General features: G+C 53.5%; 23 protein-coding genes. 4 read left to right on the top strand and 19 right to left on the bottom strand.

The window, feature by feature from the left end; genetic code table 11:
• Positions 1-8: 8 nt before the first annotated feature.
• Positions 9-1,733 (bottom strand): acetate--CoA ligase, encoded by a 1,725-nt coding sequence (gene acsA / locus AC0YOB_RS29510; protein ID WP_475795833.1) that lies wholly within the window; start codon positions 1,731-1,733, stop codon positions 9-11.
• 218 nt (positions 1,734-1,951) lie between these two features.
• Here acsA and AC0YOB_RS29505 point away from each other — a divergent pair, with 218 nt between their 5' ends.
• Entirely contained in the window at positions 1,952-2,584 is a 633-nt protein-coding gene (locus AC0YOB_RS29505) for a GNAT family N-acetyltransferase (protein ID WP_475795832.1), read from the top strand.
• A gap of 25 nt (positions 2,585-2,609) precedes the next feature.
• Positions 2,610-3,788: an acetoin utilization protein AcuC gene (locus tag AC0YOB_RS29500; RefSeq protein WP_475795831.1), complete on the top strand. Its 1,179-nt coding sequence runs from the start codon at positions 2,610-2,612 to the stop codon at positions 3,786-3,788.
• 182 nt (positions 3,789-3,970) lie between these two features.
• Here the strand turns inward: AC0YOB_RS29500 and AC0YOB_RS29495 are convergent, their stop codons facing one another.
• The 5 genes from AC0YOB_RS29495 to AC0YOB_RS29475 all read right to left on the bottom strand — a co-directional run bounded on the left by AC0YOB_RS29495 (position 3,971) and on the right by AC0YOB_RS29475 (position 7,355).
• Positions 3,971-4,675, bottom strand: coding sequence for a 5'-methylthioadenosine/adenosylhomocysteine nucleosidase (locus AC0YOB_RS29495; RefSeq protein ID WP_475795830.1), 705 nt, complete (start codon positions 4,673-4,675; stop codon positions 3,971-3,973).
• A complete protein-coding gene (gene ccpA / locus AC0YOB_RS29490; protein WP_210039967.1) occupies positions 4,672-5,679 on the bottom strand; it encodes a catabolite control protein A in 1,008 nt (335 codons plus the stop codon). The genes AC0YOB_RS29495 and ccpA overlap by 4 nt, the downstream gene beginning before the upstream one ends.
• 209 nt (positions 5,680-5,888) lie before the next feature.
• The gene (gene ytxJ, locus AC0YOB_RS29485; RefSeq protein WP_475795860.1) at positions 5,889-6,236 is read right to left on the bottom strand and encodes a bacillithiol system redox-active protein YtxJ; all 348 of its coding nucleotides are present in this window, start codon (positions 6,234-6,236) and stop codon (positions 5,889-5,891) included.
• Positions 6,237-6,304: 68 nt separating this feature from the next.
• On the bottom strand, positions 6,305-6,718 hold the full coding sequence (locus tag AC0YOB_RS29480; RefSeq protein WP_475795829.1) for a hypothetical protein: 414 nt from the start codon (positions 6,716-6,718) through the stop codon (positions 6,305-6,307).
• Positions 6,719-6,926: 208 nt separating this feature from the next.
• Entirely contained in the window at positions 6,927-7,355 is a 429-nt protein-coding gene (locus AC0YOB_RS29475) for a VanZ family protein (protein ID WP_475789006.1), read from the bottom strand.
• Between the two features lie 85 nt (positions 7,356-7,440).
• On the opposite strand from AC0YOB_RS29475, the gene AC0YOB_RS29470 reads away from it, so the two are divergent.
• Positions 7,441-7,962: a type 1 glutamine amidotransferase domain-containing protein gene (locus AC0YOB_RS29470; RefSeq protein WP_475795828.1), complete on the top strand. Its 522-nt coding sequence runs from the start codon at positions 7,441-7,443 to the stop codon at positions 7,960-7,962.
• Positions 7,963-8,000: 38 nt separating this feature from the next.
• Here AC0YOB_RS29470 and ptsP read toward each other — a convergent pair whose 3' ends face one another.
• The 6 genes from ptsP to AC0YOB_RS29440 form a co-directional block, all read right to left on the bottom strand.
• Complete coding sequence (ptsP, locus tag AC0YOB_RS29465; RefSeq protein ID WP_475795827.1) at positions 8,001-9,758, bottom strand: phosphoenolpyruvate--protein phosphotransferase; 1,758 nt, start codon at positions 9,756-9,758, stop codon at positions 8,001-8,003.
• Complete coding sequence (locus AC0YOB_RS29460) at positions 9,755-11,638, bottom strand: glucose PTS transporter subunit IIA (RefSeq protein ID WP_475795826.1); 1,884 nt, start codon at positions 11,636-11,638, stop codon at positions 9,755-9,757. The genes ptsP and AC0YOB_RS29460 overlap by 4 nt, the downstream gene beginning before the upstream one ends.
• A 135-nt stretch (positions 11,639-11,773) precedes the next feature.
• The gene (locus tag AC0YOB_RS29455; RefSeq protein ID WP_475795825.1) at positions 11,774-12,568 is read right to left on the bottom strand and encodes a hypothetical protein; all 795 of its coding nucleotides are present in this window, start codon (positions 12,566-12,568) and stop codon (positions 11,774-11,776) included.
• A 163-nt stretch (positions 12,569-12,731) separates the two neighbouring features.
• Positions 12,732-13,166 (bottom strand): CoA-binding protein, encoded by a 435-nt coding sequence (locus AC0YOB_RS29450; RefSeq protein WP_475795824.1) that lies wholly within the window; start codon positions 13,164-13,166, stop codon positions 12,732-12,734.
• 50 nt (positions 13,167-13,216) lie between these two features.
• The gene (gene aroA, locus AC0YOB_RS29445) at positions 13,217-14,509 is read right to left on the bottom strand and encodes a 3-phosphoshikimate 1-carboxyvinyltransferase (RefSeq protein WP_475795823.1); all 1,293 of its coding nucleotides are present in this window, start codon (positions 14,507-14,509) and stop codon (positions 13,217-13,219) included.
• Between the two features lie 42 nt (positions 14,510-14,551).
• Positions 14,552-15,070, bottom strand: coding sequence for a shikimate kinase (locus tag AC0YOB_RS29440; RefSeq protein WP_475795822.1), 519 nt, complete (start codon positions 15,068-15,070; stop codon positions 14,552-14,554).
• A gap of 152 nt (positions 15,071-15,222) precedes the next feature.
• On the opposite strand from AC0YOB_RS29440, the gene AC0YOB_RS29435 reads away from it, so the two are divergent.
• Entirely contained in the window at positions 15,223-15,525 is a 303-nt protein-coding gene (locus AC0YOB_RS29435; protein ID WP_475795821.1) for a hypothetical protein, read from the top strand.
• Here AC0YOB_RS29435 and gndA read toward each other — a convergent pair.
• The 7 genes from gndA to AC0YOB_RS29400 form a co-directional block, all read right to left on the bottom strand.
• Positions 15,522-16,940, bottom strand: coding sequence for an NADP-dependent phosphogluconate dehydrogenase (gndA, locus tag AC0YOB_RS29430; protein WP_475795820.1), 1,419 nt, complete (start codon positions 16,938-16,940; stop codon positions 15,522-15,524). The genes AC0YOB_RS29435 and gndA overlap by 4 nt on opposite strands.
• 291 nt (positions 16,941-17,231) lie before the next feature.
• Positions 17,232-18,824 carry a gluconokinase gene (locus AC0YOB_RS29425; protein WP_475795819.1) on the bottom strand — a complete coding sequence of 531 codons (1,593 nt, stop codon included), beginning with the start codon at positions 18,822-18,824 and terminating at the stop codon, positions 17,232-17,234.
• Positions 18,825-18,990: 166 nt separating this feature from the next.
• Positions 18,991-19,587, bottom strand: coding sequence for a hypothetical protein (locus AC0YOB_RS29420; RefSeq protein WP_475795818.1), 597 nt, complete (start codon positions 19,585-19,587; stop codon positions 18,991-18,993).
• Between the two features lie 237 nt (positions 19,588-19,824).
• Positions 19,825-20,586 (bottom strand): DeoR/GlpR family DNA-binding transcription regulator, encoded by a 762-nt coding sequence (locus tag AC0YOB_RS29415; protein ID WP_210040020.1) that lies wholly within the window; start codon positions 20,584-20,586, stop codon positions 19,825-19,827.
• Between the two features lie 47 nt (positions 20,587-20,633).
• Entirely contained in the window at positions 20,634-22,109 is a 1,476-nt protein-coding gene (locus tag AC0YOB_RS29410; protein ID WP_475795817.1) for a rhamnulokinase, read from the bottom strand.
• Positions 22,106-23,326: an L-rhamnose isomerase gene (rhaI, locus tag AC0YOB_RS29405; protein WP_475795816.1), complete on the bottom strand. Its 1,221-nt coding sequence runs from the start codon at positions 23,324-23,326 to the stop codon at positions 22,106-22,108. The genes AC0YOB_RS29410 and rhaI overlap by 4 nt, the downstream gene beginning before the upstream one ends.
• Positions 23,327-23,353: 27 nt before the next feature.
• Positions 23,354-23,734, bottom strand: coding sequence for a sensory rhodopsin transducer (locus AC0YOB_RS29400; RefSeq protein ID WP_379113342.1), 381 nt, complete (start codon positions 23,732-23,734; stop codon positions 23,354-23,356).
• Between the last annotated feature and the right edge of the window lie 23 nt (positions 23,735-23,757).

Below are 23,757 nucleotides of genomic sequence, written 5' to 3'. Positions count from 1 at the left end.
CTAAGCGGTTAATCCTCGATGGTCGACAAATCACCTGTCGGCAGATTTAATTCCCATGCCTTTAGTACACGGCGCATGATTTTACCGCTGCGGGTCTTGGGCAGCTTGTCTTTGAATTCGATTTCGCGCGGTGCAGCATGCGCAGAGAGCCCTTCCTTGACGAAGCGGGAGATATCCGCCTTCAGCTCTTCCGAAGGCTCATAGCCCTCACGGAGCGCCACAAACGCCTTGATAATCTCGCCGCGCATGGGATCAGGCTTGCCGATTACGCCGGCTTCAGCAACAGCCGGATGCTCAACCAGCTTGCTCTCCACCTCGAAGGGACCAACACGCTCACCCGCCGTATTGATGACATCATCGATTCGGCCCTGGAACCAGAAGTACCCGTCTTCGTCTTTATAAGCGGAATCACCGGAAATATACCAGCCGGGAATTCGGAAGTATTCTTCATACTTGGCCGGATTATTCCAGACCTTGCGCATCATGGATGGCCAAGGCGTGCGTATCGCAAGATTGCCCATCCGGTACGGCGGCAGCTCATTGCCGCTGTCGTCAATGATGGATGCCTGTACGCCTGGCAGCGGCCGCCCCATTGAGCCTGGCTTGATGTCCATGCTTGGATAATTGCAAATCAGCTGCGCTCCTGTCTCCGTCATCCACCATGTATCATGAATACGCTGATTATAGACCTTCAATCCCCAACGAACCACTTCAGGGTTCAAGGGCTCGCCCACGCTGAGCACATGTCTGAGGCTCGACAGATCGAATTGCTTCACGACATCGTCGCCTGCGCCCATGAGCATACGGAAAGCCGTTGGCGCACTGTACCACACCGTTACTTTATATTTCTCGATTGTTTTATACCAGTCCTGGGGGCTGAACCGTCCGCCGCGGATAACATTGGTTGCCCCGTTCAGCCATGGCGCGAATATCCCGTATGAGGTTCCAGTGACCCATCCCGGATCGGCAGTGCACCAGTAAATGTCATCCGGCTGCAAATCCAGTACCACGCGTCCGGTGAAATAATGCTGTATCATTGCGTTTTGGGCATGAAATACACCCTTCGGCTTGCCCGTGGAGCCTGATGTATAATGAATCAGAAGCCCGTCTTCCCGATCGAGCCATTCAATCTCCGCTGCGTCGGATGCCTTAGCCATTTCTTTCTTGTAATCAACAACGATCCCGCTTGCTTCCACGTCTTCGCCATATACGATAATATGCTTCAAATCCGGCAATTCTGCACGAGGAATCCGTGAGAGCAGCGCAGGTGTGGTGACGATAGCTGTCGCGCTGCTGTCCTGCAGCCGGTCCTTGACTGCGGTCTCCATGAAGGCTTCAAACAGCGGTCCAACAACAGCTCCTACCTTAAGCGAGCCGAGCAGGCTGAAGTACAGCTCCGGTGTGCGCGGCATGAAAATAAATACCCGCTCACCCTTCTGGATGCCTAAACTGCGAAGCACATTCGCAAAACGATTCGACTGTTTGGACATTTGTTCAAAGGTGTAGGATTCGTCCCGAGCGTTATCGCTATAATATAGGGCGGTTTTCCCGCCGAGACCTTGTTCAAGATGACGGTCAATCGCTTCAAATGCCATGTTTACTTTGCCGGTTTTACTCCAGGAAAACTGCTTTTCAATCTGATCGAAGCTGAACTGCTTTGCCATTTCGTCATAATTTGTCATGTTGGAGCCGGAAGCCGTTGCGGGTATCCGCTCTTGATGCATATCTAACATAATTCATCATCCTCCTGCCCATTGTAAAACTATTCTGCCAAAAAGAAGCGGCTGACGCCATCTTGTTGCGGCTGAGTTAGGGTGAAAAACATACAAAAACCGCCTCGGAAGCAGAATACGCTTTCATATTATAACATAGGCTCCAATGGTTCAACCATCCTTTTCATCACACTGATTATTTGTTATAAGTAAAGGTGATCCCGAAAGGAGCATGACTGTTGGAACATCGCAAAATAATGCAGGTTCGGCACCTGGCCTGTCAGGACCGGGAGCTTGTAATTGAAGGGCCGATCCCTGCAGATATTCTGTCAGGATATGTCCTCCACCCCGACTTGGATGCTTTTCGCAGGCCAATCGAGCAGCATAAGGCATTGGTCGAAATTGCTGAACTTACCGAAGGGCGGATTATCGCCGTCAGAGACGCGGAAACGATCGTTGGCTATGTCACCTTTCATTACCCGGACGAGCTGGAACGCTGGTCGGAAGGCGGAATGGACGATCTGATCGAGCTCGGAGCGATTGAAGTGGCAAACAGCTATCGGGGCTTGGGCCTCGGGAAACGATTGATCGAGACGGCTTTTGCAGAAGAGCAGCTGGAGAACGCTATAGTCTATACAACCGAATATTATTGGCATTGGGATCTTGAAAACACGGGTCTGAACGTATGGGATTATCGTGCGATGATGGAAAGGCTGATGAAGTCCGTAGGGATGATCTGGTTTGCGACAGATGATCCGGAAATTTGCTCGCATCCCGCCAATTGCCTGATGGTTCGCATCGGCAGGGAAGTTCCCCTCTCCTCGGTCGAGCAATTCGACCGTGTCCGTTTTCGCCAGAGATTCATGTACTAGTCAGACAGGAAGGAGATGAAGTCCGATGACGGCCAACGCCGTATTTATCCATCATCCGGGCGCGTCCCGGTATAAGTTCAATGAACAGCATCCCTTTAATCCTCAGCGGCTTGCTCTGGCTATCGATCTGCTGCATGAAGTGAATGCGCTGCAGGCACAGGATATTGTCGCCGCCTCGCCGGCATCGGAAGATATTCTCGCGCTCGTTCACCGCAGCGACTATATTGAAGCTGTGAAGCAGCTCAGCCTTGATCCGCCGCCAGAGCAGTGGGTGCGCCAAGCGCAGCTTTACGGTCTGCAGACCGAGGACACCCCTTTTTTCCCCGGCATGCATGAAGCAGCCTCGGCCATTGTCGGCGGCTCCGTACTCGCAGCTGACCTCGTGATGTCCGGGCAAACGTTACATGCGTATCACATGGCCGGCGGACTGCATCATGCGTTTCCCGACCATGGGTCCGGATTTTGTGTATACAACGATGCTTCTATCGCGATAGCCCATATCAGAAAGCAGTATGGCGTTCGGGTGCTCTATATTGATACTGATGTCCATCATGGCGACGGTGTTCAGTGGACTTTTTATAATGAATCCGAAGTGTGCACGTATTCTATTCACGAGACCGGCAAATTTCTTTTTCCGGGAACGGGTTTTGTCCATGAACGGGGAGCGGAGCATGGCTATGGCGCCAACTTCAATGTCCCGGTAGATCCGTATACGGAGGACGATTCCTGGCTGGAGAGCTTCACAGCCTCGATCCGCAAGGTGGCGGCCGCCTTCAAGCCTGATATTATTGTCAGCCAGCACGGCTGCGACGCACATGCCTTTGATCCGCTGTCGCATACCCACTGCAGCATGCGCATTTATCAGGAGATGCCTGCCATTATTCATGCGCTTGCCCATCAATATGCGGAAGGACGCTGGGTAGCTGTCGGAGGGGGCGGATATAATATTTGGCGCGTTGTACCGCGTGCCTGGGCGCTTGTATGGCTGGAGATGATTAATCACCCCATCTCTGCCGCTCTCGCTGAGAAGCACAGCGACGTGCCTCTCCCGGCCTCTTGGCTGAACCGCTATTCCAAGGAGAGTCCGGAGCCGCTGCCGACGCATTGGATGGATGATACAAGGAGCTGGCCGCCGATGCCGCGCCGCTCCGAAATCGAATCCTCCAACCGGCGGACCAGTGAAATTGTCATACAGGACTTATAGCTGTGTAAAAACAAACCGCCACCATAAACCAATAAAGGCAATTCGGCAGCCCGCCTATAGAAGCGGAGCTTGCCGGATTGCCTTTTTGAAACTTATCGAGAATATCAGGTCACGCCTGAATATTATAATTTGTTCTGTGGAGAAAACATGCTTCAGCCCCCACTGGACAGCAGAACTGCTTCTTACATATGCCGGAGCATCTCATCTATGATCCGGTGGGAGTTAACAGAAGCTTCCACAGTGAAGTCCGCAAAATTAACATGGGCCGATCCGTCAGCCTTGTCCGACATGGAACGAATCACAACGAATGGCACGCCATTCATCCCGCAGACCTGCGCAAGCGATGCCCCTTCCATCTCCGTGCATGCACCGCCAAGCTCCTCATGCAGTTCGCGAACCGCTTCACGGGATGCAATAAACTGGTCGCCTGAAAGCACTTTGCCTTTCATGCTGCGTCCCGGAAAGAGACTCTCGCAGGCGCTGGCAGCCAGTTCGACAAGTGAAGCATCCGCGACCCACTCCGAAGTTTCCTGAAACGGGATTTGTCCGCGGGCGAAGCCAAGTGGTCTGCAGTCCATATCATGCTGGACGCATGAGGTCGAGACGACGATATCCCCGATATTCAGACCGGGATCCAGTGCGCCGGCTACGCCGGTAAATAAAACACAATCCACACCTGCGTCAATGAGCAGCTGGGTACAAACCGCGGCGTTTACCTTGCCGACTCCCGATTTGCAAAAAACAACATCATGTCCGTGCAGCTTCCCTTCAACATAGGTGATGCCCGCTTTGTCGAAGGAGCCGGTTCTCTCGACATGCTTGTGCAGCAGTTCGATTTCCTCTACCATAGCCCCGATAATACCGATCTTCAAAGCCTTCTTGGTCATTTCCGGCTACCCACAGATTGACGCGTAATCACTTCATGAGGAAGAACGACGCGGGCTTGCTCCACCGATTCCTTCTTCATCAGCTTGGTCAACAGACGCATCGACACAGCGCCGATATCATACATAGGCTGTGCGACAGCCGTCAGCTGCGGACGAACCATGGAAGCCATGCGGCTGTTGTCCACACTGATGACGGATATATCATCCGGAACTTTAAGCCCTGAATCCTGGATGCAGTGGATAGCGCCGATAGCCATCTCGTCAGTTGCAGAGAATACGGCTGTTGGCAGCTCGGAGAGCTCCAGGAAATATTTCATTGCTTCAACGCCGGATTCGTAACGGTAATTTCCGGTACGCACCAGATTCTCGTCATAGGAAATTCCCGCCGCTTCCAGCGCACGCTTGTATCCTTGAAACCTTGCATAGCCATTGGATGGATCCTGCAAAGTCCCGCTGATCATCGCGATTCGTGTGTGCCCCTGTTTGATTAAAGTATCCACGGCGTCATAAGCCGCAGACTCATGATCGATATCAACAGAAGGAATGGAGCCATTCTCATCCGTTGTGGCGCAGAGCACGACAGGCACATTGGAGGTTTTGAAAGCCTGCAGATGCTCGTCCGTCACAGCGCCGCCCATAAACAGAAGACCGTCAACCTGCTTCTCCAGCAGCGTGTTGATAACGCGGATCTCCTTGTCCTTCTTCTTATCGGCGTTGCACAAAATAATATTATAGTGGTACATATTCGCAATATCCTCTATACCCCGTGCGACCTCTGCAAAAATTGCGTTGGAAATGTCAGGAATGACAACGCCGACTGTCGTCGTTTTTTTGCTGGCCAAACCACGGGCTACTGCGTTTGGACGATAGCCCAGACGCTCGATCGCTTCGAATACCTTTTTGCGTGTTTGAGGCTTCACATTGGGATTGTTGTTCACGACCCGTGAAACCGTGGCCATGGATACGCCTGCTTCTCGTGCTACATCATAAATGGTTACCGTCAAGGTCCTTCTCTCCATTAGTTCAAATTTTTGTAACGATAGTTTTCCTTACATCTTCTCTATCGTTCTAGGGAAGAAACCTGCTTTTGCCCGCAAAGAGGCGTCTGCCGCAACTGAACCCTTATCCGGCTCAAGGTTCTTGAGCTTGGCAAATGCGGTTTCTTCTTCAAATATCGCGCCGTCTTACTTTATCGTAATGATACGACAAAATATTACTTTTCGCAATGATTCCCAAGATGATCATCTAATGTCGAATAGGTTATGCCCCAATGGGAAGCATGCCAGGAAACCATTCCGTTCTCAATAAGAAGCGCTTGGGGGGATTCATGCTTGATCCCTACCTGCTCAGCAATCGCCCCGGAAAGCTCCTGATGATCCACAACCTCAACCAGAAAACAGGGCGGAGAAAACTCTCCTGCATCCTCCAGCCATGCGGTTAATTCGTCATAGGCACCCGTACTTACGGAGCAGCGGCTGCTGTGCTTGAAAACAAGCAGCGGCTTAACCCTGGAGGCAGACAGCACTTCATTCCATTGCTGAACGGTTTTGAGAGATGTGATTCGCTCCAGCAGGCAGCCCCCCTTATATCTGACCTTAAGATCATTATGAATATAAATAATACCTATGTTTAGAATGTGGGGTTTTTCCGGCTTAACTGGGTGAGCCGTTTATGTATATCCGCGATCCAGACTTCATCTTCAGCCGCTTTGGCGACGGCATACAAATCAAGAAGCGTATTGATCCGGTTCTCCGTACGCTGCCTGATCGCCTCGGAATCGGACAGCTTGCGGTCATGATAGGCTTCTACTAATAAATCTGCCCATTCATTCCACTCGTTAAACAAGTAGGTTTGTTTATCCGGTTCAGTTCCCAATTTCCCGATCAGCCCGGTCAGGTCCGGTTTGACCTCTGGAAATACTTCGCTGCGGCTGCATGCAGGGCATGAGTATATCGGTACATTGTCAATTTCCACTTTACCAGAGTAAATAACAGTGCGCAGCTTGATAAGCATGACGTCGCCGCAAGGACACCGTTTCTGCAAAATCGTCCACTCCTTCTCACGGCATTTGCCGTCGTTTAAGAAGAAACAGCCTGCCTTTGGGCGGCGCACATTTCTTCCCGTCGAAAGTACCGGAATATGCCAAAACAGCAGGCATATGATTTTCCGCCATTTCGATAAGAGTATTCGACTACTTTTGCTGAAAGTCCTGCTTAAACGGCAGATGTAATTTTTGCATAACCGCCCTGCTTCAGGATGTGATCTTCCGCCATCTCCTGCGAACAGCGGGTATGGCAGTAACCGCCATTGCAAGGGCGCCGCCGATACAATCATTGCGGATGTCCTGCAGATCGGGTGTGCGTCCGCCGACAAAAGACTGATGATATTCATCGGTCAATCCATACAAGCCGCAAAGAGCCACGATCAGGATCTTCATGCCCCAGCTGTCCGCACGTGCTCCGAATCCGTAATCAAATGCAAGCGCGAGTACGAAATATGCCATGAAATGCCCCCAATCAAAGCTGGACATCGCCGGAAACAGCTTTTGAAACCACGGCAGAAAACGATTGATCTCGTCACCGGTCCGGGAGGAAAGAAGAAATATAGCCGCCATGACCGCAAGCGCCGGAATCGCATACAGGAGACTGCGCCGCTTTTTGGCATGAAGAGTTTGCTTCATGGGATCACCTTCGATACAATATTGCTGATAGACTGCAAGAAGCAAGCCTGACTGTTTCATAATGTTGACGTTAAGGAGGATTACAATGACGCTGCAAGGTAAAACCATTATTTGTTTATTGGACGATGAATTCGAAGATTTGGAGCTCTGGTATCCCGTTTATCGCGTTCGCGAAGAAGGGGCAGCCGTTCTGTTCGCCGGGCCGGAGAAGAACCGCACTCATATTGGCAAATACGGCGTGCCGGCAAAAGCCGATCTGTCATTCGACGACGTAGACAGCTCGCAGGTTGATGGCCTGCTCGTTCCCGGCGGATGGGCGCCGGACAAGCTGAGACGCTATCCGCAGGTGCTTCAACTGGTCAAGGATATGGATGCCGCGGCCAAACCGATCGGTCAGATCTGCCATGCCGGCTGGGTGCTTATTTCCGCAAAGATACTCAGCGGGCGCAAGGTCACATCCACGCCTGGAATACGCGATGATATGGAAAATGCCGGCGCTGTCTGGATCGATGAGCCAGTGGTCGTCGACGGCAATCTGATTTCCTCGCGGAGACCGCCAGATTTGCCTCCATATGCCAAGGCTTTCGTGGATGCATTCAAGGGATAAGGTCATCTCCTCCAGCTAAGCAGCAGCTGTGAGAACTGCTACCGGGTGGTGATCGACCCCTGATTCCCGCCGCTTTGCTGCATGCTCTGGAAAGATGCCAGCATTTCATGGATGCTCCGACTCGTCCGGCAGGTTAATATTTCACTGAACAATGAACGGCTGTCCTGCTGCGTCAGGGAGAGCAGCCGTTCTTTAATGGGCAGTATGGCATGCGGCGACATGCTGAGCTCATCCACATCCAGGGCGAGCCAAATCGGAAGTGCCTTCAAATCCCCCGCCATTTCTCCGCACACACCGATATGAATACCGGCTTGCTTGGCTGCCTCCACAGTGAATTTCAACATCCTCAGTACAGCTGGATGATACGGCTCATACAGATGTGAGATTTGATCGTTCATCCGGTCGACGGCCAGCGTAAACTGAACAAGATCGTTGGTTCCTATACTGAAGAAATCCACCTCTTTCGCAAGCAAATCGGCTATCATCACGGCAGCCGGAAGCTCGATCATGATCCCCACTTCAATCTCCCCGTCATAAGCATGTCCTTCTTCCACAAGCTCGCGCTTCGCATCCGAGAGCAGCGAATTCGCCGTCTGAACCTCTTCGACCGATGAAATCAGCGGATACATGATTTTCACTTTACCAAAGGCGCTTGCGCGCAAAATGGCCCTCAGCTGAGTTTTGAAAAGCTCCGGTTTGTCCAGGCATATCCGGATCGCCCGATACCCCAGAAACGGATTCTCCTCCTCCGGAAGCTCAAAATAATCAAGCTGCTTATCCCCGCCGATATCCAATGTGCGAATAATCAATGGCCGCCCGGCCAGCTTTTCCGCGACGCTCCGGTAAACTTCAAACTGTTCTTCCTCCATAGGCAGCCGGCTCCTGTCCATGTAGAGAAATTCCGTACGGAACAGCCCAACGCCGCTCGTACCGCTGGCAAGCGCAATATCCAGCTCCTTAAGTGAGCTGATGTTGGCGCCAAGCTCTATCTCCTTGCCATCCTGGGTAACCGGTTGAAAGCTGACGATGCCTTTGAGCCGCTGGCTGGCTTCCTGCTGCTGCTTCTGCTGCTGGGCATAACGGTCGATCAGATGAGCCTCGGGGTCCAGGTGAACAACTCCGGTGTCACCATCAATGATAAGCATATCTCCGGTCTGAATGGCATCTTCAATCTTCGTATCCAGTCCGACAACCAGCGGGATACCGAGCGCTCTGGCCATAATGGAGGAATGGGAGGTCGTGCTGCCAACAAGCGTAGCGATACCGAGCACATGGTTGGGATTCAAATGAGCCAGCTGGGAAGGCGAAAGCTCTTTGGCCACGAGTATGAAGGGCTGCGTATCGGACGGCAGTGTAATCTCCGGAGCGCCAAGCAGATGCTTGAGCAGCCGGTTGCCGACATCCTTGATATCCAAAGCCCGCTCCTTCATATATTCATCATCAAGCAGATCGAACATTGTGACAAAGTGGTCAATCGCCTCTTTTACCGCCACTTCGGCCGCCTTGTACTGCCGCTGGATGATGCCCTGAATCTCGTTCATAAAAACCGGATCCTCCAGAATGGCCAGATGGGCGTCGAAAATATAGCTTTCCTCCGTACCCACAACTTCGCGAAGCTCATCCTTCATTTGCTCGATTTCCACTTTCGAGGTACGGATGCCCTCGTACAGCCGCTCGAATTCACGAGCCAGATCCGCCACGTCGATTTTTTGCTCCGGCAAATCCCACTCCCAGTTCGGCAGAACAAATGATTTGCCGATTGCAATGCCTGATGATGCTCCAATTCCTTGAATCATGTCGTATCCCCCCCACTGCTTCTCTCTTTCAGAACGACTGACATTACAGATGCTTGCCCCCGTTTAACGTTCTTGAACGGAGCAAAACTCCATGAACGAACACGATCGGAATTCGTGATCACCATCGGTGTCGCCAGGGATTTGCCTTCCTTGCGGATTTGCTGCAGATCAAACGTGATAAGCAACTGGCCCGGCTTCACCTGGTCGCCTTCCTTGACGATCGCATGGAATCCTTTGCCTTTGAGCTGTGACGTGTCAATGCCGATATGCAGCAGCACATCCAGCCCCTCGGGCGTTCGAATACCGATGGCGTGCATGGATGGGTAAACATGGATGACCTTGCCCTTCACCGGAGAAACAAGCTCGCCTTTGTCCGGTATAAAAGCTACTCCGTCACCAACAAGCTTGCCCGCAAATATCGGATCGGGGACTTCGGTCAGGGGAATCATCCTCCCCTGCAGGGGCGAGCTGAACAGCACTCGTGTAATGTCCCGGCGGATTACCTTGTCCATCTCTTCCCGGATAAGCTCGGAATAGGTGCCGAAGACGATCTGCACATTGCCTCCGCCCAGCCGGATCACGCCGGCAGCGCCCAAATGCTTCAGCGCGTTATTGTCCACCAGCCGGTCGCTGCCGACCTTAAGACGAAGACGGGTAATACAGGCTTCCATTTGCAGTATATTTTCTTTGCCCCCGATCGCTTGCAGAATAAGCGGCGCCCGATAAGGGATATCGCCTGCCCACTCATCGAGCTGGGAGCCTTCCTCGCGGCCGGGAGTCGGAATACGGAAGCGCCGTATCGCCCAGCGGAACAGAAAATAATATAGAAGTCCAAAGACGATGCCGATCGGGATAAGCAGCCAGCCCCTCGTCGCAAGATGCTCATTGATCAGAAAATCAATGGCCCCTGCCGAGAAGGAGAATCCATGTAAAATGCCCAGCTCGTAAGTGAACCACATCATCAGGCCGGAAAGCAGCGCATGCACCACAAATAAATACGGCGCGACGAACAGAAAGGCAAACTCGATCGGCTCTGTTACCCCGGTCAGAAAAGACGAAAGCGCCGCGATCATAAAGGTTTTGCGGATCTTCGGCTTCAAATCCTCCCGCGCCTCGTGAATGATCGCGAAGGCAATGGCAGGCAGTGCAAACATCATCGTGGGATACAGCCCCGCCATAAAGGCTCCTGCGGTCGGGTCACCGGCAAAAAAGCGCGGCAGATCGCCGAACAGGACGGAGCCGTCGCTCTGCTGGTAGCCGCCTACCTGGAACCAGAAAACATGACTGACCAGGTGATGGAGGCCAAAAACAACCGTAATCCGCAGTACAAAACCGAAAAGAAAAACGCCGAAGCCCCCGCCAGAGGATACGATATCGCCAAGTACCATTAACCCTTCGTGCACACTTGGCGCAAGACGCACCATGACGATAGCCAGTATCGCAGAGAAGAAGCTTACAGCCAGCGGCACAAAACGAGGTCCGCCAAAAAACTGGATGTATTCCGGAAATTTGATCGATTTGAACCGTTCGTTGAAGATGCTCGTAACCACGCCAATAATGACTCCGGTAAATACAGTCGGCTCCAGCTCATAATGACTGGCATTTATGATGCCCGTATAAATAAACATGCCTGCCAATGCCGCAAGGCCCGCAGCACCCGCATTGCTGGTCATGCCCATCGCCACACCGAACGCAAATAAATAGGGCAGAAAAGTGAATAACGCTTCACCTGCCATATGTAAATGGGACTGCATGCCTGGAAGTCCCAACGCGTCCCAAGGCAATGCACTGAGGCTGAGGAATACAGCCGCTCCCGGGAGCACGATGGTCGGCAGCATTAAAGATCGTCCAAGCTGCTGCAGGTGCCCCATTATGTTCATCCGTGAAACCCTCCCCTTTTTGTCGCCTATGCCGTATAGAATTTTTCTCTATTGATCGTAAGCGTTTGGCTCTGCTTTGTCAAAAAAAAACGGCGGACCCGCTGGTCCGCCGCTTCTTTGGTATTGGCCTGCCGGTTAACGCTGAAAGCCGCCAAAGGTATTTTGTGCGCCCTGGAAGGAGCTTGCTTGCGAGCCAGACGAATAACCAAGCCTGGAGAGAACCGGACCCGAATTCGAGGCCGCGTTGGTGGCTTGGTATACCGGGTTTTGAGAAGTGTGCGCATTCGCCTGCGAGAAGTTGTTTTGGCTTTGCAGGTTGGAGCGGAAACCAAATTGATTTTGCGGTTGATTGAATTGATTCTGGTTGAATTGGTTTTGGTTCATTTGATTCGTTCCGGCCGTGTAGCCGACATGCGAGATCACTGGTTGCTGCTGCATTTGGTTCGATTGGTTGAACTGGTTTTGATTCGAACCTGCCGTGTAACCGACATGCGAGATCACCGGTTGGTGCTGCATTTGGTTCGATTGATTGAACTGGCTGGTTGAATTGGAGCGGAAATTTTGATTGGCACTGTAGCCTCCAGCATGGGAAATAACAGGTTGGGACTGGTTGGCCTGGCTTGAAGAACCCATTGAAGAAAACTCAGTGTTAAAATGGTTTTGCGGTTGGTAATCCTGGTTCGCCGTGTAGCCCACGTGAGAGATCACAGGCTGGTTTTGATTTTGATTACGGCTTTGATTCGTTCCAAAGCTGTTGAATTGGGAAAAGCCTGCGCCCGAAGACATCCCTTGGTTTTGCTGCTTTGGCTGTCCTTGATATTGGGATTGAACATACCCAAGTGGCTGGAAGCTGTTCCGGCTGCCTTGGTTACTAAACTGCTGTCTGAACTGACTGTTTTGAAACCCGCCTTGCTGCGACATCGAGTTCACGTGTTGTCCTCCTTGGAATAAAAAAATGTCGACCTCCGGATGCCTAATAGGCTGCACCTTCCAAAAGCCTTTCTTATTGTGGGAGAGACTGGCGTGAATTATGAATATGCAGCCCGTATAAATAATGGGCGGGTTTCAGGAAATTACCAGAAGCAAAATCTGCTTATGCCTTTGTTTTTCCATGCGGCAACAGCAAGGAATCCTCCACTTTGATGCAGCGGTCCATTATGACCTTCAGGCCAGCGCGTTCCGCGATTTGGGCAGTCTCGTCATGGTAAACGCCCAGCTGGAGCCAGATGACTGCCGCCCCGATTGCTGCAGCCTCAGCCGCAATAGGCGGAGTATGCTCGCTGCGCCGGAATACATTGACCAGATCCACTTTCTCCGGGATATCCCGCAAGGAAGGGTAGGATTTCTCGCCCAGAATGGTATCGGCATTGGGGTTGACCGGAATGATCCGGTAGCCTTTGGCCTGCATCGCCTGCGACACCAAATAGGATGTGCGCTCGGGATTATCGGATAAGCCAACCACTGCGATCGTATTCGTTTGTTCCAGAATTTCCTTGATTTCCTCGCGTGAAGGGTTCTCAAATGCCATAAGTGACACACATCCTTTGGTTATAATGGTTTATAAATTTTTCGTATGGTCTATTCGATCCATTCGACATTGGCTCCCAGAATTTTCAAATGGTCAAAATATTGCGGATACGATTTGGCCACATGATGGGCATCGCGAATGCGCAAGGGCTGCTTGGCGCGGAGTCCGACAACAGCGAGCGCCATAATAACCCGATGGTCGTAATGAGCGTTGATTTCAACTCCGCCCTCGACACCTTCAGGACGGCCATGCACTATAATTTCGCTTTGACGCTCCTCGACATTCGCCCCGGCCTTGCGCAGCTCATTCAAATAATCCGTAATTCTGTCGCATTCCTTATAACGCAGGTTCTCCACATCGTAGAAACGCGAGGTGCCTTCCGCGAATACAGCGGCCGCCACCATGGCGAGCACCGCGTCGGTGGCTTTATCGCCGTCGAACTCAACTGCCTTGAGCTTCCCGTTGCCCTGAACGCGGACAACCCCTCCCTCATGTGTCAAAGGAACCTCCATGGCGCGGAGCACATCGACGATGGCGCGTTCTCCCTGCTTGCTGTGCTCCTCCAGCCGGTGCAGCGTAACATCGGACTGGGTGACAGCCGCCGCTGCAAGAATAGCCGCAGAGCCGGGGTAATCACCCTGGACGACGTACTTCTTGGCTTCATAGCTTTGCCCTCCGGGAATGCGGTAATGCATCAGATCATCGCTCGCTTCAATGACGATACCCGCCTGCTCAAGCACTTCCAGCGTCTGTCCCACGACGACCTTGGATTTCAGATCATTCAGCACCTCGATTTCGCTGTCTTCCGCAAGCAGCGGCGTCAGAAACAGCAGCGCGCTTAAATATTGCGAGCTTACACTGCCGGAAACACGGATTTTCCCGCCCTTGGCCGCACCTCCGCGAATCGTGATGGGAAGACGTCCCTGATCATGCCGGACCTCTACGCCCAGCTGCCCCAGAGCATCTATCAGATCGTCATGCGGACGCTTGCCGAGCGAATCCGGGTAACGGTTAATGAAGGTAACATCCGGGCACAGGGCGGCAACCGCCATCAGGAAGCGGAGAACAGCGCCTGCATTTCCCACATCCAGCTCTTTGACATCCTTTGGTCTGCGGCCGAAGCCCGTGATAATCATCTTCTCGTCGTCTTCTTCGATGACCGCGCCCAGATCCCGGATGCAGCGGCGCATGGCATCGCTGTCCTCGCTGTGGGCCGGATAATAAACCGTGCTCGTTCCTTCCGCCAGCGCCGCAACGAGCAGGTAGCGGGTGGTGTAGTTTTTGGATGAGAGCGCCTGGATTTCTCCATGCAGTTTAGGGGTTGGGGTTACGAGAACGTCCATCTTTGAAATCATGCTCCTTTATTTGGGTTGGGTGGTCTATTGCTATTGCTGCAGGAAGGCTACGATCTTGTCCACCACTTCATGCGCATTAAGCTTGGATGTATCGATGGTCAGATGGGCAAAATCGTAAGCATGCTTGCGATCCTCCATAAGCTGGTTGACCCGCTGCCTCAGATCTCCCTGCAGGAGAGGACGAGAAGCGTCCTGGCTGACACGGGAAATGATCTGTTCCGCGTCCGCCGTAAGCGCCACCACCAAAGCGGAATCAAGCATCAGTTCACAGTTGCGGGGAGCCAGCACGGCGCCTCCGCCGGTAGCGATGACCTTCCTCTTCTCATGTCTGAGCACATCGGTTAGCGCAGCCGTTTCCGCCTCCCGGAATGACGCCTCGCCGCGATGCGTGAAGATTTCCGGAATGCTTCTTCCTTCGCGGCGCTCAATCTCTGCGTCCACATCGATGGTCTCACAGTCCAGATGCCTGGCCAGCAGCTGGCTGACCGTTGACTTGCCTGTCCCCATAAATCCGACCAGTACAATATGGACTTGCTGCTTGTCCGCCATTCGTTAGCACACCTTCTTTATTTGCTCCAGATTGATTTTACACATGTTTGCTTATCATATCATTATTAGCGCAGATCGGGTATAAAAAAGTTCATCCTGCCGTAGAGATGATAATACCGCTATTGTTACCAATTATGCAAAGGAGGACGCCTATGGCATACAACCGGGAGCCGCATCTTTCGCTTGGACCTATGGGGCACTTGTTCAATCCCGATTATCCGCTTTGCCGTGAGGATGTGGTATGGATTTTGGAATTTATGAAAAAGAAAGTGGCTGACGAAGCGCCTGAATTACTCAGCCTTCCCCAGCCACAGCTATTAAAAATATTTCAATCCTTCTCCGAAGCCTCCATGATTCTGATCAAGCAGCGCAGCGGCTGCGGCCCGGAAGGGGACAGACTGCGGACCTGCCTGATTGAAGGCGTTCTTGGCCTCTATCCTGCAGGCGCCAATTAATCGTGCAGGTGTAACCAGTCAAAGTGGAAGGAGCCTTCCTTGTCCACACGCTTGAAGGTGTGAGCGCCAAAGTAGTCGCGCTGCGCCTGCAGCAGGTTAGCCGGAAGACGGGCGGTACGGTAGCTGTCGTAATAGGCCAGCGCGCTGGAGAACGCCGGAACCGGAACGCCATACTGAACCGCGGCGGCGACGACATCGCGCCACGCGCCCTGATACGATTCCACAATTTCCTGAAAGTAGGAATCCAGCAGCAGGTTGCGCAGTCCCGGCTCACGATCGTATGCATCCTTGATGTTCTGCAGGAAACGGGCACGGATGATGCAGCCGCCACGGAAAATCATGGCGATGTCGCCGTAGCGCAGATCCCAGCCGAACTCTTCGGAGGCGGCGCGCATTTGGGCGAAGCCTTGTGCGTAGGAGCAGATTTTGCTGGCAAACAGCGCCTTGCGGATCGCTTCGATGAACGCAGTCTTGTCGCCTTGGAACGGAGCGCTTTGCGGGCCCTTCAGCCGTTTGCTGGCGGCCACGCGCTCTTCCTTGAGGGCAGACAGGAAACGCGAGAATACGGATTGGGTGATGATCGACAGAGGCACGCCCAGATCAAGCGAGCTTTGGCTGGTCCATTTGCCCGTGCCCTTCTGGCCGGCTTCGTCGAGAATGACATCCACCATCGGCTGCTTCGTTTCCGGATCGTATTTGGAGAAAATATCCGCTGTGATTTCAATCAGGTAGCTGTCAAGCTCGCCTTTATTCCATTCGGTAAAGATGCTTTGCAGCTCCTCCGTCGAAACGCCCAAAACATTTTTGAGCAGATCATAGGCTTCGCAAATCAGCTGCATATCGCCGTATTCAATTCCGTTGTGAACCATTTTGACATAGTGTCCTGCGCCATCAGGTCCGATGTATGTACAGCAAGGGTCGCCATTGACATGCGCGGAAATTGCAGTAAGGATGGGTTCAACCAGTTTATAGGCAGATTCCTGGCCGCCCGGCATGATGGACGGTCCTTTCAGCGCGCCTTCTTCGCCGCCGGAAACGCCTGTGCCGATAAACCGAATGCCTTGTCCTTCCAGATCCTTGCTGCGGCGCTGGGTATCAGGGAAAAAGGCATTGCCTCCGTCGATGATAATATCGCCTTCGTCCAGATGAGGGACAAGCGCGTCAATGGTAGCGTCCGTACCTTTGCCTGCTTGAACCATGATCAGAATTTTGCGGGGGCTTTCCAGTGACTCGACAAACTCCTCGATTGTAAATGTACCCACAAGATTTTTTCCGGCAGCTTCCTTGAGAAGATCGTCCGTTTTTTCGCGTGAGCGGTTGAAGACCGAGACAGTAAATCCTTTGCTTTCAATGTTGAGCGCAAGGTTTTTGCCCATTACGGCCAAACCAACTACACCAATTTGTTGTTTAGACATTGTGGTTTCCCATCCCTTATCTCATTTATAGTTGAGCTTCTATGCGTTTGCTACAGCCTGTCCCCGAAAGGGTTGGATTGTAACGCTTACGCACACAGTACTTTTATTTTACTCTTTTTGCAAGGGAATGAAAACCGGCGCCAAAAAAAATCAGCTTTATGGACCAGACGGGCTCTATCAGAGCCCGACTTTACTGGCCGCGACTGCATCATGCGGTCCGATAGCCGGCATGGCCGCGCGAAGACGCACGCCGGAAGCGGCGTACGTCAAGAGCGGTCCGGCCGCGCCGGATTATTCGCCGCGCTGGTAGGCGGCGATTTCCGCGAAAGCGGGAGCGAGCGCGCTGTACAGCGAGCGGTAGACCGGGAACAGGCGGTTATAGACGGCCGCCGCCTGAGGGTCCGGATCGCGGCGGTCAACGACCTCGACCGCCGACGCAAGTCCGCGCAGGCCGTGCGGAGCCTGCCCGAGCGCGAACTGCGCCAGCATTGCGGCGCCGATGGCCGAAGCGTCCTCGGTGTCCGTGAGGGTAACCGGACAGCCGAATATATCGGCCATCATCTGCCGCAGCGCGCCCGAGCGGGCAAAGCCGCCCGAGGCGCGGATTTCCCGGAGCGGTCCGCCGCCGGAGCTTGCGGCGACCAGCTCGGCCACGGCGCGCAGGCCGAAGAGGATACCCTCCAGCGTGGCGCGGATCATATGCCGCCTGTCATGGTGCAGCGACAGGCCGATGTAGACCCCGCGCGCATTCTCGTCCCAATGCGGCGCCCGTTCTCCCGCCAGGTGCGGAAGGCTGAGCAGCCCTTCCGCTCCTGGCGGCGTTTCCATCGCGAGCGCAATCAGCTGCTCGTATGGATCAATTCCCTGCCCCGCCGCCGCAGCCGCTTCGGCCGGGAACAGCTTGTCGCGCAGCCAGCGCAGCACCACGCCGCCGCTGTTTACAGGCCCGCCGGCGATCCATAGGGAATCCGCCAGCGGATAGCAAAACAGCCGCCCTTCGCGATCTGCAGCCGGCGTATCCAGCGCGATGCGCACGGCGCCGCTCGTGCCGATTGTGACCGCGGCAATCCCGCTCTCGACCGCTCCCGCGCCCAGATTCGCGAGCACGCCATCCGCTGCGCCCACGATGACCGGGACATCTGCCGGCAGGAGCATGGCACCCGCGGAGGACTGACGCAGCCCCTGCAGCACATGCTCCGACGGCACAAGCTGCGGCAGCCTGTCGAGCCCTACGCCGGCAAGCTGGAGAGCCTGCTCATCCCACTTGCGGTTCACCAGGTGATATAGGCCCGTTCCCCCGGCTACGGACTCGTCCATCAGATAAGGACCTTCGAACCAGCGGTGCAGCACAAATTCCTTGATTCCGATGAAGCAGCGGGCGGAAGCGAATATTTCCGGTTCGTTATCGCGGAGCCACAGCAGCTTGCAAAGCGGGGTCATTGCATGAACGGGGACGCCCGTCCGCATCGTCAGTTCTCCGGCTTCCCCGCTGTCTCTGAGCTTCTTCGCATAACCGGCCGCTCTTAGGTCAGCCCATGTCACACAGGGCGTCAAAGCCTCTCCAGCCCCATCAACTGCGATTAATCCATGCATGGCCGAGCTGAATGTAAGGCAAGCCACCTCGTCAGCCTGAATACCGCCCTTGCGCATAACCTCCCGGATTGACCGTTCCACCGCCTCGGCGATCAGGCCGGGGTCTTGTTCGAAATGTCCCGGATGGGGCTCGAGCAGAGGATAGCCTTCTTCCGCCCTGGCGCGGATCGAGACGCCTTCCTTCGATGCCTGCTCGCCTTTATAGCGGTCCGCGTTCAACGCCAGTACCTTGGTGCTCGTCGTCCCAATATCAACGGCTATAATAATCTTACCGGTTGCATTCCTCACCATCCGTCTCTCCTCCCGCAGCAAACCAAAGAGCGCTTTTTGCTATCGTTACATTGTAAAACATGCGGGCAAGCCGTGTAAACAACAGAACGGGCGGCATGCAAAAATAAGCCTTTTGGCGCGTAAGCTCCAAAAGGCTTATTTGAATGGGAAAGCTCCAATCCTCTTTCTATAATTCAAGCTGTATCATCTCAATCCTCAGCGACTGCAGCCGCTCTTTGGAAAGCGCCGCATCGTCATCACGTCCCTCTTTGATCGCCTCATGCAGGACCGAAAGCTCATAATCCAGCTCATACCTCAGCACAACCGCCCGTTCTTCCGCACGTTTAGACTGAAAAGCCTGAATCATTTCTTCTACAGTGACCAATGGTTTCTTCTGGTAAATAATCCGATGCTCCATCCCGGACACCTCCACAAGTCGAATGATTTCGCCGAACATGATGCTTTCAATCACGATTTGGCGGTCCTTAAAGCGCTTAACAACCGCATGACCACGGGAATCGTTAATCAGCTTCTCAAGCAGCTCCGACAGTTTCTCATCCTTAATGATATAATCGCCGATGATTTTGTAACGGTTGCGCACTCTCTGAAAACGGAGCTTCACAAGCTTGCGCCCGCTGCGTACCGATATGAGAAAGTAAACGTCCGACTCGCTCCAATACAGCGAATAACCCTCCTGTATCAAATCCCGAATCAAATTCTGGATTTGCCGCCGGTCAAAACGCAGCTCCAGGTTACAGTACTCCACTTCATGACTCTTGTTCATCGGCAACTCCTCCCCCAGTGTTGATCCGTTGACGAAATGTTCTGAATATTCTTTCTTAATAACTATCTTATACTCCATCTTATGTTATGGCAACTTGGTTTATTGACTATTTTTAAACTTGTACCGCAAATTTGAATAATAAATTTCGATACTCTGCATGATTTCCCCAAAATTTAAAGACAGGCGCCCGGCCCCATTCGCATGAGGTTGCGGCCGCCCTGTTCAACTTGCGTCTTGCTAATGGCTGATCGTCACTTTAATGCCCTGCCCGGTTAAAATACGAAGTACCTCCGGGTCGGCCCGGTCATCTGTAATCAGATGATCGATTTGTTCACAATCAGCGATGTGGGAGAACGCCCGAACGCCAAATTTGCTGTAATCGACCAGCAGGTATACTTCATCTGCCAAACCGATCATCTTCCGTTTTACCGCCGCTTGCAGCTCGCTGGATTCGCTTATTCCCCGCTCCGGATGAATGCCCTTGCCGGAAATAAAAGCCTTGTTCACGTGGTACTGCTCCAGGTTGCTCTCGGCCAGAGGCCCTTGATAGGACAAGGAGCGGGGTGAAAGGATTCCCCCGGTGGAGAAGACCTGAATCTTCTCCTTCCCGGCGAGCTCCAGCGCTACCTTGATCGAATTGGTCAGAACGGTCAACGGGATATTCGGAAGCTCAGCCGCCATATAGTAAGCCGTGGTGCTTGCATCAAGCGCAATTTTGCTGTAGGGCTCAATTTGACCGACCGCTTCGGCAGCAATCCGTTTCTTCTCCGCTGCGTTCATAACCTCACGTTCAAAGTAAGGAATCTCGGCCTGCGCATCCTTCACGCTCATGGCGCCGCCGTGACTGCGCTCAAGCTTGCCTGTTTGCTCGAGCCGGTCCAGATCGCGCCGGATCGTCTCTTCGGTAACGCCGCACAGCTCGCTGAGCTCGCTCACCCGGATACTTCCCCGCTCATTGACGAGGCGGATGATTTTTGCATATCTTTCGGCTACTAACATAAGCTTCAGTCCAATCCGAATAGTAAAAGCCACGGGCTTTATTTCCATTATTGCAGACCTGTGAGCTCCCGCCAAGTTCCGTATTGTTCTTCCCAGATACCGGATTCATCCGGTTCATACACGTTGACAGCAAAGGATTCTCCGATCAGCTTGCGCACCCCGGCAATATCGGCAGCTTCACCGGAAGCGATAAACTGGACGGCAAGATTGCCCAGCGCGCTGCCTTCCGCAGGTCCTGCCCATACGGGCTTACCCAGCGCTCCCGCCGTAAAGCGGCAGAGCATTTCATTCTGAATGCCGCCGCCAACCATATGCAGTCGATCATAGACCGTCCCGCTCAGCTCTTGCGTTTTCTCCAGTACGTAACGGTATTTCAAGGCAAGGCTCTCCAATACGCAGCGGACAATCTCTCCATCCGATGCCGGAACCGGTTGACCGGTCTCCCGGCAATACGCGGCAATTTCCGAAGGCATATGCGCAGGATTCAGAAACCGCATGTCATCCGGATCAATCAGAGAACGGAAAGGCTCGGATGCAGCTGCACGTCCAAGCAGGTCAGAGTATGCCAGCTTGCTGCCGCCTTCTCTTTCCCATGCCCGCTTGCTCTCTTCCAGCAGCCATAGACCCATGATGTTCTTAAGCAGCCGGTACGTCCCGTAGACGCCGCCTTCATTGGTGAAATTCAGCGCACGCGCATGCTCGCTCAGCACCGGCTCAAGAACTTCGGTACCCATCAGCGACCAGGTTCCACAGCTCAGATAAGCGAAGGACGGCTCTAGTGCCGGCACCCCTGCGACAGCTGATGCTGTGTCGTGCTCGCCAACCGCAATCAAAGGGATTGCCGCGGTGCCAAGCTCCTGTGCGACCGATTCGCTTAAGGCTCCGACAGCCGTGCCCGGCCGAACCGGAGGCAGCATAATCGCCGGATCGATGCCGATCGCCGTCAAGAGCCGTTCATCCCAAAGTCCTGTTGCGGGATTGAGCGCCTGCGTAGTCGAGGCATTCGTGAACTCGCTGTGCATTTCACCGGATAGGAAGTAGCGCAGCAGATCAGGGATCATAAGCAGATGCTTTGCCTGCGCAAGCGACGGATTCCCGTCCCGCTTCATGGCATGGAGCTGGTACAGCGTATTAAAAGGGAGAAACTGAATCCCGCTGCGCGCGAATATCTCCGCTTCCGGCACGATTTCCAGCACCTCTTCGATGGCTGTCGTCGTATGGCCGTCCCGGTAATGATAGGGATTTGCCAGCAGCTCGCCATTGCTGCCGATCAAGCCAAAATCGACGGCCCAGGAATCAATGCCGATGCTGCCGATTTGCCCGTCCGCAGCACGCCAGGCACTGCGGATACCCTGTTTGATTTCGTGATACAGCCTTAAGATGTCCCAATAGAGTCGCCCGCCAACCTGTACCGGCTCATTCGTGAACCGGTGCACCTCCCGGATGACGATCCGGCCCTCCTCGATCCATCCCAGCACTGCGCGTCCGCTGCCTGCGCCAAGATCGAATGCGAGCGCCTTCACCAGCTCGCTCCGCCTTTGCCGCGATGGGCAACGGACTCATAATAACCGCTTTCCCGAAAAGCCTTCATCGGATCGAGGGGCAGATTCTGCTCCTCGCGCACCGCATGCAGGAGCGGCGTTACATCGAACTCGAACGCGCTGCGCACTGCATCCTCGGCAGCCATGACATCCTGGGCTTCCTGTGCCGCATGCACCTCATCCAGATTGATCAGCAGAGCTTTGGCATACTGGGTCTGGACGTTTAATACGGAACGGATCATCGCCTGGATTTTCGGTTCGATGTTGTGACATTGATCGATCATATAGGCAATGTCGTCGGCACCGCCGCGAATGCCGCTGTCCGCGTCATTCGCCGCTTCAAGAATCTGGTAGAAAATAAGGAATAATTCATAAGGATTAATCGCACCGACAATCAGATCATCGTCCGCATATTTGCGACTGTTGAAGTGGAAGCCGCCCAGTCTTTGCTCATCCAGCAGGTAAGCGACAATATGCTCCACATTGGTACCAGGCGCATGGTGGCCGGTATCGACGAGAACAGAAGCCTGTGCGCCAAGCTTGCCCGCCAGATTGTATGCCATGCCCCAATCGGCAAGATCCGTATGATAGAAAGCCGGTTCAAAAAATTTATATTCGATCAGCATCCGCATATCCGGCGTCAACGCCTTGTACATCTCGGCCAGCGCTTCATGCATCCACGCTTTGCGCCTGCGGATATCGGCCTGACCCGGATAGTTCGTGCCGTCCGCAAACCAGAGGCTGAGATCGCGGGAGCCTGTGGCTTTGGCGATATCTACACACTCCAGAAGATGATCGGTTGCTTTGCGGCGGATAGCGGCATCAGAGTTGGTTACGCTGCCCAGCATATAATCCTCATCCTGAAACAAATTGGGATTAACGGCCCCGATTTGAAGACCGAGACCCTCCGCATGGCTGCGGAGCTTGTCGTAATCGTCCACTTTATCCCAAGGAATATGGATAGCTACCGACGGGCAGAGGCCTGTCAGCTTTTGCACTACGGCAGCATCATCGAATTTCTCGAACGGATTGCGGGGAACGCCGACCTTCTGGAACACCTTGAAGCGGGTTCCTGAATCGCCGTAGCCCCAAGAAGGTGTTTCAATACGAAGGGATTTCAGCTTTTCCTTGGCCTTGTTTATGTCGATGCCGCGACTGCTCTGCTGCTCTTCGAATAAAGCATAGGCGCGATCATTCATGGTACGTATCATCCTCTCATTCCCGGACTATTGGTTATCTCTTACCGGATAAGCCATCACCGACATTAAGGCGTTGGCCGGCTGTGTCGCATCAAGTCTGCTGTATTGGACATAAACGGGAATATCGCTCATGACTTCCATCGCATAGGGAACACCCTTCGGGATGCTCTCAGAGCCGCTTCTGAGCAGCGCAGTGCGCTGATGAAGCGTTCGTTTGGCCGGAACCAGCACCGTAATGCCTTCCAGCGGTTCACGGTCTTCAAAATAAACGTTGACGATCAATTGCGCGTCCATATGATTGGTATTCAGAACACAGATAGATTCGTGGCTCTCAAGCTCCCCGCTGCTTTGCGGTGGAATGTAACCGTCCGGGATCACCCATAATGTTTCGCCTTTTTTTGCAGCCAATGCGATTTCCTCCTTGTAAGAAA

Source organism: Paenibacillus sp. JT31N17 (assembly GCF_056269255.1).
Note: the sequence above shows the minus strand (reverse complement) of the source record. Positions and strands in the feature narration are given on the sequence as shown.

Excerpts from the sequence above, each read along its gene's own strand:
- acsA (WP_475795833.1), bottom strand. The coding sequence starts at position 1,733 with ATGTTAGATATGCATCAAGAGCGGATACCCGCAACGGCTTCCGGCTCC.
- AC0YOB_RS29500 (WP_475795831.1), top strand. The coding sequence starts at position 2,610 with ATGACGGCCAACGCCGTATTTATCCATCATCCGGGCGCGTCCCGGTAT.
- AC0YOB_RS29495 (WP_475795830.1), bottom strand. The coding sequence starts at position 4,675 with ATGACCAAGAAGGCTTTGAAGATCGGTATTATCGGGGCTATGGTAGAG.
- AC0YOB_RS29475 (WP_475789006.1), bottom strand. The coding sequence starts at position 7,355 with ATGAAGCAAACTCTTCATGCCAAAAAGCGGCGCAGTCTCCTGTATGCG.
- AC0YOB_RS29470 (WP_475795828.1), top strand. The coding sequence starts at position 7,441 with ATGACGCTGCAAGGTAAAACCATTATTTGTTTATTGGACGATGAATTC.
- ptsP (WP_475795827.1), bottom strand. The coding sequence starts at position 9,758 with ATGATTCAAGGAATTGGAGCATCATCAGGCATTGCAATCGGCAAATCA.
- AC0YOB_RS29460 (WP_475795826.1), bottom strand. The coding sequence starts at position 11,638 with ATGAACATAATGGGGCACCTGCAGCAGCTTGGACGATCTTTAATGCTG.
- AC0YOB_RS29450 (WP_475795824.1), bottom strand. The coding sequence starts at position 13,166 with ATGGCATTTGAGAACCCTTCACGCGAGGAAATCAAGGAAATTCTGGAA.
- aroA (WP_475795823.1), bottom strand. The coding sequence starts at position 14,509 with ATGGACGTTCTCGTAACCCCAACCCCTAAACTGCATGGAGAAATCCAG.
- AC0YOB_RS29440 (WP_475795822.1), bottom strand. The coding sequence starts at position 15,070 with ATGGCGGACAAGCAGCAAGTCCATATTGTACTGGTCGGATTTATGGGG.
- AC0YOB_RS29435 (WP_475795821.1), top strand. The coding sequence starts at position 15,223 with ATGGCATACAACCGGGAGCCGCATCTTTCGCTTGGACCTATGGGGCAC.
- gndA (WP_475795820.1), bottom strand. The coding sequence starts at position 16,940 with ATGTCTAAACAACAAATTGGTGTAGTTGGTTTGGCCGTAATGGGCAAA.
- AC0YOB_RS29425 (WP_475795819.1), bottom strand. The coding sequence starts at position 18,824 with ATGGTGAGGAATGCAACCGGTAAGATTATTATAGCCGTTGATATTGGG.
- AC0YOB_RS29420 (WP_475795818.1), bottom strand. The coding sequence starts at position 19,587 with ATGAACAAGAGTCATGAAGTGGAGTACTGTAACCTGGAGCTGCGTTTT.
- AC0YOB_RS29415 (WP_210040020.1), bottom strand. The coding sequence starts at position 20,586 with ATGTTAGTAGCCGAAAGATATGCAAAAATCATCCGCCTCGTCAATGAG.
- rhaI (WP_475795816.1), bottom strand. The coding sequence starts at position 23,326 with ATGAATGATCGCGCCTATGCTTTATTCGAAGAGCAGCAGAGCAGTCGC.